General features: G+C 58.2%; 8 protein-coding genes. 2 read left to right on the top strand and 6 right to left on the bottom strand.

Translation table 11 applies throughout. The features are described from left to right. Positions 1–126 precede the first annotated feature (126 nt). The 5 genes from ampC to C1930_RS14210 form a co-directional block, all read right to left on the bottom strand. Positions 127–1,293, bottom strand: coding sequence for a class C beta-lactamase (gene ampC / locus C1930_RS14230; protein ID WP_159093615.1), 1,167 nt, complete (start codon positions 1,291–1,293; stop codon positions 127–129). 416 nt (positions 1,294–1,709) lie between these two features. After that, positions 1,710–2,495, bottom strand: a complete 786-nt coding sequence (locus C1930_RS14225) for a YaiO family outer membrane beta-barrel protein (RefSeq protein ID WP_108772010.1) — start codon at positions 2,493–2,495, stop codon at positions 1,710–1,712. A 17-nt stretch (positions 2,496–2,512) separates the two neighbouring features. Then, on the bottom strand, positions 2,513–3,109 hold the full coding sequence (locus C1930_RS14220) for an acetyltransferase (RefSeq protein ID WP_108772009.1): 597 nt from the start codon (positions 3,107–3,109) through the stop codon (positions 2,513–2,515). Beyond that, complete coding sequence (locus tag C1930_RS14215; protein ID WP_108772008.1) at positions 3,096–4,235, bottom strand: glycosyltransferase family 2 protein; 1,140 nt, start codon at positions 4,233–4,235, stop codon at positions 3,096–3,098. The genes C1930_RS14220 and C1930_RS14215 overlap by 14 nt, the downstream gene beginning before the upstream one ends. Further along, positions 4,232–4,852, bottom strand: a complete 621-nt coding sequence (locus tag C1930_RS14210) for a PIG-L deacetylase family protein (protein WP_108772007.1) — start codon at positions 4,850–4,852, stop codon at positions 4,232–4,234. The genes C1930_RS14215 and C1930_RS14210 overlap by 4 nt, the downstream gene beginning before the upstream one ends. Before the next feature lie 937 nt (positions 4,853–5,789). Between C1930_RS14210 and C1930_RS14205 the strand changes: the two genes are divergently transcribed. Continuing rightward, positions 5,790–6,416 (top strand): response regulator transcription factor, encoded by a 627-nt coding sequence (locus C1930_RS14205; protein WP_159093614.1) that lies wholly within the window; start codon positions 5,790–5,792, stop codon positions 6,414–6,416. Between the two features lie 98 nt (positions 6,417–6,514). Here C1930_RS14205 and C1930_RS14200 read toward each other — a convergent pair whose 3' ends face one another. Continuing rightward, the gene (locus C1930_RS14200) at positions 6,515–8,773 is read right to left on the bottom strand and encodes a transporter substrate-binding domain-containing protein (RefSeq protein ID WP_199912364.1); all 2,259 of its coding nucleotides are present in this window, start codon (positions 8,771–8,773) and stop codon (positions 6,515–6,517) included. 1,009 nt (positions 8,774–9,782) lie between these two features. On the opposite strand from C1930_RS14200, the gene C1930_RS14195 reads away from it, so the two are divergent. Then, positions 9,783–11,849 carry a reprolysin-like metallopeptidase gene (locus C1930_RS14195; protein ID WP_159093612.1) on the top strand — a complete coding sequence of 689 codons (2,067 nt, stop codon included), beginning with the start codon at positions 9,783–9,785 and terminating at the stop codon, positions 11,847–11,849. The last annotated feature ends 181 nt before the right edge of the window (positions 11,850–12,030 follow it).

Genomic DNA, 12,030 nt, shown 5'->3' with positions numbered 1-12,030 from the left:
TGTAGTTCCTCCAAGTACGGTAATTTGCGGTGCCTGAATGTGAGGGTTTGGCGCTCCAATGGTGCGCATCAATTGCGCGTTTGCGGAATACAACAGGTTGCATAGTTGCATCCGAGTTGGATGAGGTCAGGGAGGAGGTAAGCGGTCCAAAAGCTGGAGTAGCGCGTAGGCCAAACGAACGCGCCCCTCATTCGGATGGGATTTGTTCGTCAATATGACGATCCCTAGCTGCCGTGATGGAACGAATAGAACGTAGCTTGAGAATCCTGATGTGCCGCCTGTTTTATTCAGTAGCCACTCCCCCTGCGAAACGTCGGTTGTGATGGGGATAGTGGGATTGACGTTGTAGACCATGTCATCGGAGTTGCCCTTCACCAGAGCCTCAACAGCGATGGGGTAGGGGTACTGCTCCCAGATTAGATCCTGGAACATGGGGCCCACCTTGAATCGTGCGACTTGGGCTTTGAGCAAAGCACGGTCAAGCAGAGGATCATCGGTACCTGGGCTGATGTTCAGTTCAACGAATCGCAGAAGGTCGCGTGCGGTAGATCGAATGCCGTAGGCTTGATCACTTAAGGGCCCTTTGCTCAGTCTGACCGGGATGCCGGCAGGGTTGTAACCCTGGGCATAGAACTTGCGGCCTTCCATGGGCACGCGAAGCCAAGTGTCCGTCAGGCCCAGCTTCGGAAAGAGGACGCCCTCCATGGCGTGCTCGAAGCTCAGCCCCAAGGACTCCGCTGTTATCACTCCAAGCAGGGCAATCGACGGATTCGCGTAGCTTCGACGTACACCACCCGGATAGGAGGGATTCCAATCCAGGTAGTAGCGCATGGCATCGCGCTCGCTCCGGACCCCATTAGGAAACTGCAATGGGAAGCCGCCGCCACTATGAGTGGCCAGCTGCCACAGTGGGATCTGCCCAATCGGGCGACCGCTCAGCGCCGGCAGGTGTTTGCCGACGGTGCCGTCCATCGAGAGCTTCCCGCGCGCCTCGGAGTACGTCGCTAGAGTGACGGTGAAGGTCTTGCTGATGGATCCCAGTTCGAAGAGCGTATCGGGCGTCACGGGAGCTCCGGACTCCTTCGACGCGACGCCATAGCTGAATATTCTTCGTTGCCCGCGTTTGACCACGGCAATTGCCATTCCGGGTACCGCATACCGGTCCATGAACGTCGCTGCCACAGAATCGACATATGGGGCGATTTCGAACAACTGATCGGCCTCAATTGGTTCGATCGGTGTCAGAGAAGCTGGAGCGAGTAGCGTGGAGAGGAGTAGAGCCGTGGTTCGCATTGCAGCATCCTCGTGTTCAGAGGGGTGGCCGGGAAGTAAGCGCCCACTAGCCATGCTGCGGTCGACGAGCTCTCCAGGAACGGGTTGGCGGTAGATCAAATTTGCTCCGCCGTTGGCACCGGAGTGAGCCGCTATACAAAGCAGCAGAGGAGATCAAGCCGCCGCTCAGAAGACGTTGGCAAGCCGTCGAGATGCAAAGACGTGGCATCAGAGTACGGTCCTGAGTGAGTTCACGGTTAAGCTAAGACATCTTCAGCGGCTGGCGCTAGGGCGCCAGCCTGGGTCGGCAATTCCTTGCTGGCGAAGAAGGAAGACTCATGAATGCATCGCTCCCAAGACGGAATGATGCAGCATCGTGCGGCTGAGAATTCATTGCCCGTAGCTAGATCACCGGTGGATTGATCCGCAACCTGCACTTACCAGCGGTAGTTGAAGCCGATCCTTGCGGTGCCGCTGCGGTATCCGCCGTTGGCATCGTCGAACCATGCACGTCCGATCGTCAGGTCAGCGCTCAAGCGCGAAGTGATCGGCTGCGAACGCCGAATGCTGATGCTGGTTGAACTGCTCCCATCCATCCCCGGCATGGCTTCATAGAGTGCCGCCGACCTCCCGTGGCCAAGCCAGAGCTGTGTGCTTCCATGGCCATCGCTGTCACGTCGGCGCAAGGAAGCCAAATGGCTTCCCCCGCTGTCGCGGTTCGATAGATCATGATACGTGTAGCGGTAGCTGCCAACCCACTGCCCGGCATAGTATGACGCTCCACCAGACCAAGCACGGGAGCGGACGTTTCCGAAGTACTCCGTATAGCGGCCGCTGGCATGAAGGAGGACCTTGCTGCCGACCTTCAGGTTGAGCGATTGACCAAAGATGCGGTTGGCAAACACGGGATCATCGGTGGAGATGGAAATCTGGGAGCGACCGCTCCACCTAGTGGACCACTGCTGATACAGGTACGCATCGAACTTGGTGCCATTGTAGGTCGAGTCGGCATATTCCCGGCGCCCGTGCGAAAGATCCACGACAACTCGGTGTCCGGCAACGTCACCGACCACAGCCTGAGTTACCACGTCTCGTTTTCCACGGCCGTCCGAGTAATCGGTGTGCTCGATGTGGGTATTGGCAGAAACCAACTCGGTGCCGGCTTGGGCGCTGAATGATGCGGCGATCAGGACGGCTGCGCCGTGCAGTTTGAAATAGGGCATGAAGGGCTCAGCTTTGGTTAGTATGATTCGATGCGCTGGGTGAGCTGGTAGCGTCCAGGCGGCAGGTTGCGCTGGACAGTAATCCGTGGCCCAAGGATGGTTCGAGGTGCTACCTCCCGGCCGGGCAGAGTCACGACTTGGACGCCGAGGGATGCATGATTCCCAATCTTGGCGCCAAGTTTCTCCATGCCCGTGTCAACGAGCTCGTCGCCGACCATCACCGACACTCGTTTGCCATCCAATCGGTGGTTGCTCGTGCGGACCATAGCGCCAAGATATGAGCCGCGGCAGACGACTGAGTCTGCGATGAAACACTGCGGGCCGATCTTGCAGTCCGACTCGATGATTGCGTTCTTCACTTCGCTGGAGAAGCCGATTTGGCAGTCGTTACCCAGAACTGCAGGGCCGCGAATGAGGGAGTTATTGCCGATGACGGTGTCTTTCCCAATCTTCACCGGACCGAGAATGTAAGCGCCGTGACAGATCCTCGCGCCGTCTGCAATCTCGACTTCGCCAACGATCGTGGCGGTGGGAGCTACGCTTGCGCTTGGCGCTATGTCGCTTCTAAGTCCAAGCAGTGTGTTGCCAATGTTCTGAACATCATTCCACCACATTGCGATACCTCGTCGGCTTATCGCGAAGCGGTTCGCGACCTGAGAACAGGCCTCTGAGCCCGTGGGTGAGCCAGATCGTGTAGGCCAATAGCACGTAGAGCACGGCGATTGAGGACGTCAGCACTAGCATCGGCCGTCGGTGGTGGATGGCGCTCAGCACTCCAAGCCCCATCGCGATCCCAACCCAGAGCGGCGGAAGAAGTGCGGTGAGCACGCCTAAGGGGCCATGGGCCTGGAGGGCACCACTCCACGTAAAGGCCATGGCCACCACCCCTGCAACAACCACGAGCGCCATTGGGAGGATGCTGAAGAGGCCGAATCGGGTGAGCAACAGCCTCCGGTGCAGGCGCATGCAGACTGCGTAGCCCACGATCCATCGCCGCCATCGCCGCCATTCTTCCCCGATGGAGTTACACTCTTGTGGATAGACTACGCATCGGTTGGACTGCCGAACGCGGTATCCCTTCGCAACGAGGGACCACGACAGATCGAGATCCTCAACGTTTGTGCGGTCACTGAAGCCCACTGAGCGCAGCACCTCGGTCCGAAACATGCCGCAAGCCCCGGAAATGATAAAGGGCGCACCGCCTAGCAGTTGTTGGAGTGAGCGCTTTAGCACGATCATGGGCAGCTTTAGGCTCGCCCGGATGTGAGGAAGTACACCTGCGCGCCGCAGATTGGAGGAGGGAATGCCACCGACCGCGTCCGCGCCGGCTTCAATTTCGGCCAGCAGGTAGCCTAGGTCGTCCCCGTCGGGGAGAACCAACGTGTCGGCATCTGTCAGGAATACCTGCTCTACGCGTGCATACTTAAGGCCATGCATGAGTGCGCCGCCTTTGCCGGTATTGCTCTGATGGACGGCTATGAGTCGGTCGGGGAACTCGGCCGCAAGCCGATCCAAGACCTCTCCTGTGTCATCGCTGGAGCCGTCGTTGACGCAGATGACCGAGCGTACGTAGCGATTACTGAGCAAATTCCTCAACGAGTCGGACAGGCACGGCCCTTCGTTGTAGGCCGCAACAATGGCGTCCACGCTGTGAAGATGCGGGCTGGGCCTCTGGCGTCGGCGCTTGATCAGGACGATCCCGATCAGCACGCACATGGCGAAGAAGAAGACGGTCTTCATTCGAATACCATCCGGTATGGAATGAAACCCTCGCTGGGGCCGCAGCCCACTTGCTGCCCCCTAAACGCTGCGGCGCAGCGGATCTGATCCTTCTGCATATAACTTTTGTCGCACTGACTCCGGTGCAGGCGCAGCGCGTCGATCTTAGGCTCAAGTTGGGGGCCAATATCCTCATAGATCGTCGGACTGAAGTTTGGCCACGAGCTGGGCGTTTCGTAGCACAGCACCTGCCGGACATTTCGAGATGCGACAATGCTTGCTTCGAAGGTCGTCCGATGATCCTGGTGCCGATCACCCTGGAACATCGTATAGACCCGATCCGGCTGAATCGCGCGGACGGCTTCCTCGATTTCCTTGATGATGCTTGCAAGGTCCTGATGTAGCGACGTATCGCGGAAGTCGCACTGCCGGACTTGCTTGACGCCAAGCGCAACTAGGGCGCGATGCGATTCTTGTGCACGGTCGAACGATCCTGTGGCGCCTTCGCGGCCCATGGAGAGAATCAACGCGTGAACGTCAACTCCAGAACTAGCGAGCTTGGCGATGCTTCCGCCGCAGCCTAGTTCAATATCGTCTGGGTGAGCGCCGATGGCCAGTGCGCGTTTCATGGTGAGCATGTGGTTTCGTTGGGGTGCAGAACGGTAGGGGGAGGGCAGAGCGTTATTGTTCTGCAGGACTGGTTGAGATTTTTAGGGGTTCAAAGTGGCGGGGCAATGAATAAAGTTGCAAAGTTCCCTGGACGTGGCCCGGAAGGCTGGCAGCCGATGTGATTGGTCGAAGAACGAGCGTTGATCCGATTCCACATCCTCCGAGCGGATAGACTTTGCAATTAGTTGCGTAGCCAAGCGCATCCTTGATCGGAGATCATCGGTAGCAGCTCGATCACGATCCGCAGTAGAGGGGGCAAGGCTGGACGCAGCTTTCAGAACAAGGGCATTTGGGCGGTCCCGTTGCATGCGGGTGATGATGGTCGCCCGCAGTATGCGAAGATTGCCCTTCTATCGGCCTTCAGCAGGGTCGCGCTGCCCAGCGGCGCACGAGGCGTCAGCCTCTGGGATTGGACGTTCGCCGTGATGGATTGGGTGCTTTCGTGCATTGGATGCCCAGTGTGCTAGTACTGCGATCCAAGTCATTGGTCGTGCCGTGAACGGTAGGGGCAGCTGCTGTAAGTGCGCCTGATGGCTTTGCTCATTCTGAGCGGCGAATGGCATATGCACGGGTGGATTGTTCGCGGTGGCATTGCTATCCAACGCGTGTTACCCAGGGTCTTAATTTTGCCGTTTGTGAGTACTAGGGGGCGCTCAGTAACTCGTTCCCATACCGCATAGGAACCGCAGCAGTGCTTGGTTTCAAGCGCTGCAGTGCATTCCGTCAACTGCAGTTACAGTCCGTCACCGGAATTGCCCAGCTGATTGGGGGTCATGGCTAAGCATGCTAAGCGAGTCGAACTTTTTCAGGCCCGCTCAGCCCTCATCTGTTCCGTACACAGCCGGGTGCCTGTGATATATAACAATTCTTGTAGTGAGGACCATGGTGGAACCAGTGAGTACGCGCGTGATCATCGCCGATGACCACCCTGTTGTCCGCGCAGGAGCGCGAGAGATCATCAATCGCGACGTAACGGCCATCGTTGTTGGTGAAGCTGCAACGCCAGAGGAGATGATCGGGATGCTGGGGCGCGAACAGTGCGATGTCCTGGTCACCGATCTGACCATGCCAGGTCAACAACCTGATGGCCTAGCAATGCTGGATGCGGTTCACCGAAAGTATCCGTCAGTTGGCATCGTTCTATTGACTGTAAGTGCCAACTCGAGATTGCTGCAGCTGGTCGTTGCTTCTGGTGCCAGGTGCATTGTGAACAAGAATGCAGGGATGGATGAGTTGTCTCACGCTATCAATGCGGCAGCTCGCGGCAAGTCCTATATAGGCCAATCGCTCAAGTCAGTGCTTGCAGCTAGCCCGGCGGGCAAGCGTGTCAAAGGGGTTAGTCAACTTTCCCCCCGTGAGATTGATGTGCTTCGGCAGATTGCGGCGCATCGTACGGTTGGCGAGATCGCCGTACAGCAGATGCGAAGCGTGGCCACCATAAGCCATCAGAAAATTAGTGGAATGCGTAAGCTAGGTCTCAAGACGGACGCAGAGTTGCATGTGTTTCTCAGCAATGGCGAGCTTACGCTGTAGTCAGGTCCATTGTTCAAGCATTCGGTGGGTAAGGATAGAGGTTGGTGACTGAGGTCGCGTCGTCAATCCGCTTCCGCTCAAGTACGTGTGGATGATGGTCATTCAAGGTCCTTAAGCAATGCAGAAAGTTTCTCGATAGCGCCACTGCGATTGCTCATGGGGTCTCGCTCAATTTCTGCGGCCACCGCCGCCAGGGCGTGCTTGCCGATCAATCCAGCCGCGCCATGCAGGCGGTGGGCATAAAGCTCTATTTGCCGCCGATCAGCTTCTTGTAGGTGGGTGAGTAGCTCGGCTACATCGCGGGCCAGCAGCTGGTACAGATCAACGCCCATTTCCTCTTGCACCTGGCGCTGCAGTGCGTCACTCGCGGCGTCGTTCCCTGGTTCCACTGCACCTGCACTCCAGAGTGCCAGCATGCCTCGCAACTCAACCAAACGAATCGGCTTCTTCAGCACGCCGTTCATGCCGCTATCTTGGCAGTGCTTCAAGTGAGTGGCGTCGGTGGCAGCTGATATGGCAATTACTGGCAGCCTATCGGTACCGGCGATTCCGGAGCGACGGATCAGCCGGCAAGCCTCGTAGCCATCGATTTCAGGCATGAAGCAGTCCATCAGAACTATGTCGGGAAGCGCCCTGTCTTCGTGCAGTCGTGCGAGCGCGGCCTGTGCGCTATCTGACACCTCAGCGTCAATCCCCAGTCGCGCTAGCTGCTCGCTAAGCACCAAGCGATTGGGAGCGTGGTCATCTACGATCAGCACGCTCAGGCGGGGAATGCCGGAAATGGCATTGGTCGCGGCGTTCGTCGGCGCTTCCTCCGCCGGCTCTGCCGGAATCTGGAAGCAGACTGTGGTGCCTTCACCTTCTTCGCTAAATAGCTCGATGCGGCCTCCCATCAGCACTACCAATTCCTTGCTGATTGCCAGCCCAAGTCCGGTTCCCCCGTACCGCCGTGAAACGCTGCCATCTGCCTGGGTATACGGATCAAAGATGTGGGACTGCAGCGCTGCGGGAATGCCGCACCCGGTGTCGCTAACCACGCAATGCAGCCAGGTCTTAGTCCCTTCAAGCGCTACGCTGATCGCCAATGTGATGCTGCCGCGCTCTGTAAACTTGCGAGCGTTGCCGAGTAGATTCAGCAGCACCTGGCGTAGCCGGGTAGGATCCAGCATCAGCCAGGTAGCGTGTTCGGGCAGATCGACATCCAGTTCGATACCGCGCTTCCGTAGCTCCCCGCCAAAGATCGAAGCCACGTTTCGGCCCAACCCGCAGATCTCAACTGGAACTTTCTCCAGCTGCATTTTGCCCTCGTCCAGTTTGGAGAGGTCTAGGACATTATCCAGTAGGCCGATCAACGCTTCGGCCGCTTGCTCTGCGGTCGCTGCGAGTTCTTGCTGACGCCCTTGCGTGGCTTGATCTGCAAGCACCTCGATGGCCCCTAACACGGCATTAATTGGAGTGCGGATCTCATGGCTCATAGTTGCCAAGAAGCGGGCCTTGACGCGCTCGCCCTCAATTGCCGTGCGTCTCGCCTGCATCGCCCACCGAGTAGCGATCGCCAACATGATGATCAACAGGACAACGGCGACAACCCATGGCCAGTTGTACTGGAGGACCGTCTTCAATGTCGGGGCGCCGAAATCCTCGCTCCGAAGCCAATGCTCGCGCAACTCTGACTCCTCCTTTGTGGAGATGGAGGACATTGCCTTCTCAATAATTGAGTGCAGCTGTGGCCAGTCCTTGCGGGTGGCGAAGTGCGCGGTCATCGCCATCGTGATGCGTGGGTGTGATATGTACAAATCACTGTCATCTCGACGGGCGATGAACGGTGCGAAAGTCATTGCCGTTCCCATGGCCGCATCCACCTTTCCATCCATAACCATCCGGAATGCATCCAGCGGCGTGCGTACCGGCACAACCTTGATAGAAGGATAGTTTCTCTGCAGCACGTCCGAGTACTGACCTTGGTCTCGGGCTGCCACCCGCTTGCCGGCCAAGTCGTCCATGGTCCAGACACTGGGATGGTCCTGTTTGGTGAAGACCACGCTGTATGCAGTCAGATAAGGGCGCGACAGCTGAACGGCTTCTACGGTGGCTGGGGAGAGGCGCTCCTCCATTGCATTCACCAGCATGTCGGCCTGGCCTGAAGTAACCGCGCTTTGTGCCGAGTTCCAGTCGCTGGCGTGCGTGAACTGGAAGTGCAGCCCGGTGCGTTCACCGATTAGGTTTAGATAATCAGAAGAAAGTCCTCCAAGCTGGTTGTCCCGCACGTACTCCAGTGGTGCAAGTTGTGCATCGGAGGTTACTCGGATCACTGGGTGTGCCTCTATCCAGTCCCGTTCCGCCTGGGTCAGCTGCACTGGCGAAGCAACTCCGAACATAGGTGCGCATCCCAACAGCAGTGCCGCCACCCTCAACGAGCTTAGATGACGTAGCGTCGCCGCTGTAGTGCGACCCAGGAAGGGCCATGCCACGGAACTAGGGTCGGGGAGCGTCATCGTTATTGTCCATTTGTGGCGGGCAAACAGCGTTCATGGCAGTCGCGCTGCCGAGCGACACATTAACGCGAAAGGCACGCTCAGGATAGAATTCGTGGCCTTTGTTGCTGTAGGAGGCGCGTGACGCCGTTCTTGCAGGCGCTGTGCAATGCTATCGAGGATTGCCGCGCGTTGCGGGAGCGCGCATTGCGGGCATACCGACAACTCCGCGCGAGACTCGATTCAGCCCTTCCTTACAGCGAATTGGAATCGCAACTTCTGCACTGCCTTGGTTTCGTTCGATGGCAGAGCAACGAGTGGAGCCGTAACCTGCAACCATTGTCAGCCTGAATCGGTGCCCAGTTGCACGTGTGCTGTAGCTGGTCGGGCTTGGGGCATGTGACCATACAGAGGGGTAAGGATGGTTGCAGTACTGGTATTGGTGGCAGTTGCAGCAGTAGCGGCGGCGTCAGTACGAGCGATAAAGCCCTTCGGTGCAGATCAAAATGCACCGTGCGAGCGGCGCTTTGATCGTCAAAAAGTGCCACATCTGTATCTCGATGGATCTACGGTCAGCGACTGGAGACGGCATCAGTACATCGACTTTTCCAGCTTCGGTCGAGCTTCCGTTGAAAGGTTGAGTCGCTTGGATATGGGAACGAGGTAATCGGGATGGCGCGTCGTTTTCGGCACGTAAATCGAACTTGTTCATCGAGGTCTGTGTCGCGTGCAAGGTTCAAATGCGACATTCCGTGTCATTTCCAAGCGCCTCTGCCAACTTTTGCGCAGAAAGCGCGTGAATGACTGTCGGTAGTCGTCGCGTGATGCCATGGGCAGGCTAGCATCATTGTTACTGGGACGTACATCGTTCCGACACGTGCTGGATGTCCTGATGAAGGCATTGAAGATAATAGATGGGGCGGGAAGGGCTAGGTCGCGGGCGTTCGCGATTCCCAGCATACTGCTACTGTTGGCTGCATCTGGCCGTGTCGCCGGCACGACGCCGATGGCGGCTGAGATGAAGGAGATTTGGCGGCCACAGCCCAGTATGCGGCGGGTGTACGGCGAGCCGCTGGTCTACCGCTTAGATATTGGGCGGTTGCATGCACTTCTTGAGGTTGTCCCAGGGCCTGATGGGATGATTTCGGCAGATGTGTCGCTGCCCTTGCCGCTGCCCGAGGGCGGCTGGAGCCAGTTCCGGTTACAGGACGCGGGCACGTTGCCGCCTGGGCTGGCGCGCCGGTATCCGCATCTGCGCAGTTTGCGCGGTGAAGATGCCTCCGGGCGCCAGGTCCGGCTGGATCTGTCCAGTGACCAGTTTACTGCCAAGGTTTGGGACGACGGTTATTCCTGGTCGATCCAAGCTGATCCTCGGACATCGTCATCCTCGCTGTACAGCGTGTCACGCCGGCCGATGGCGGCATCATCAATGCTGACGCAGCAGCGCCCACTGCTGGAACTGCTGGGCACTGGAGGCGGCAGTCACCTCGGCGAGAAGCCCGCTCCTTCTTCTGCCGCCCGCCTGCGTCATGATTTCCGCATTGCGGTGGTTGCTGGCAGCGCCTACACCGCCTTGTTCGGAGGCAATGCCGAGGATGGTCTATTCGGGGTGATGCGCACTGTCAACCAGATCAATCAGATTTATGAGACCGATCTCGGTGTCCATTTCACGCTGGTTGAGGCCAGTGACCGGTTGGTCTTGACTGACCCGAGCAGCGATCCTTTCGAGAAGATTCTCGATCAGTTTCCGCCCGACTTCGACCAGGCTTTCTTCCGTGCCAATGTCGAACTTCTGCGCCGCGAGCTTGGTGAGGAAGGCTACGATGTGGGGCATCTACTGCTTGCCGCCGATTGGGCTGAGGGAGGCATCGGAGGTAGCGGGGTGACTGGCAATAGCTGTGTGGTCGCCGCTGCGGGTGAGTCCATAGGCACGGACAAGGGAGCGGCGTGGTCGATTCATCCGGATCCAGTAAACGACCCTGTGGCCATATTGATCGTTGCGCATGAGCTTGGTCACCAGTTTGGTGCTTGGCATACCGCCAACGGATGTGGGCGGGAAGACAATCCTGCTGCTCGTGAGGAGTTTGCCTTTGAGCCGGGCAGTGGCTCGACGGTGATGGGCTATGCCACGACGCTGTGCCGTGATCCAAGCCATCAATTGCAGAGCCTCAGCGACGCCTATTTCCATGCGGGTAACCTGGCGCAGATCAACAGCTGGCTGGGATCCCGCGGGGGGCATTGTGCGGTCAGGCGCATCGATCCAGGCCCGGCTCCGTGGATCGATCCCACCTCAGTTCCGTCAGTGCCTACGATTCCTGCGCGTACGCCATTCCAGCTAGATGCAAAGGTTCCGCATGCCGCACCAAGTACAAAGCTGCGCTACGCCTGGGAGCAGATGGACGCCGGTAGCGTGCAGTTTGGGGAGCTGCAGGATGACGGACTGCGGCCGATCTTCCGCAGCTATCCACCGCAGTCGAGCAGTCATCGCAGCTTTCCACGATTGGCCGCGATCCTCGGCGAGCAGTCACTGGGACCAGGTGAGGCATATCCACAGACCAGTCGTGACTTGCATTTCCGCCTAACTGTTCGTGACCAGCAGGGCCGCACCGACAGCGCTGATGCAACTGTTCGGGTGGTCGATACCGGTCAGCCATTCTCCGTGCTACAACCGCTGGCCGATGTAGGCTGGACGCAGGGCGAGTTGCAATGGGTACGTTGGCAAGTAGCTGGGACGGCGGCCGCACCGATAAACTGCAGTACGGTCAGTCTTGATTTATCCGTGGATGGTGGCTATCACTATCTCCCTGCGCCATTAGCCGTGGCTGTGCCAAACATCGGCGAGGCTGTTGTAGTGGTGCCGGCCCTGGTGGCGGCCACTGCGCGCGCACGGGTTCGCGCACGATGCGACGGCAACGTTTTCTATGCAATCTCTCCCGGAGATTTCAAGATCATACCCTGATCAAAAGGTTGCATCTTCGCACACCGGAAAGCTATTGAAGCGTCCCCACTATTTGAGTCCTTAGAAGCAGAGGTGAGTGGGTCGTGCCATTGCGGAGTTGGTGGCAGTTCGGTCAGCCAGCGGTGTGATCAGACTTCGTTACGGAGTGAGGCCAGTCGTGATCAGATCGTCCCGAGCAGAT

The organism is Stenotrophomonas sp. SAU14A_NAIMI4_8, assembly GCF_003086695.1.
In the GTDB taxonomy this organism is placed as follows: Bacteria; Pseudomonadota; Gammaproteobacteria; order Xanthomonadales; family Xanthomonadaceae; genus Stenotrophomonas.
The sequence above is the reverse complement of the archived record's forward strand: the minus strand, read 5'-3'. Positions and strand labels throughout refer to the sequence as shown.

What these genes read in the sequence shown, in the direction of transcription:
- ampC (WP_159093615.1), bottom strand. Translation starts at nt 1,293, where the DNA reads ATGCGAACCACGGCTCTACTCCTCTCCACGCTACTCGCTCCAGCTTCT.
- C1930_RS14225 (WP_108772010.1), bottom strand. Translation starts at nt 2,495, where the DNA reads ATGCCCTATTTCAAACTGCACGGCGCAGCCGTCCTGATCGCCGCATCA.
- C1930_RS14220 (WP_108772009.1), bottom strand. Translation starts at nt 3,109, where the DNA reads ATGTGGTGGAATGATGTTCAGAACATTGGCAACACACTGCTTGGACTT.
- C1930_RS14215 (WP_108772008.1), bottom strand. Translation starts at nt 4,235, where the DNA reads ATGAAGACCGTCTTCTTCTTCGCCATGTGCGTGCTGATCGGGATCGTC.
- C1930_RS14210 (WP_108772007.1), bottom strand. Translation starts at nt 4,852, where the DNA reads ATGCTCACCATGAAACGCGCACTGGCCATCGGCGCTCACCCAGACGAT.
- C1930_RS14195 (WP_159093612.1), top strand. Translation starts at nt 9,783, where the DNA reads ATGAAGGCATTGAAGATAATAGATGGGGCGGGAAGGGCTAGGTCGCGG.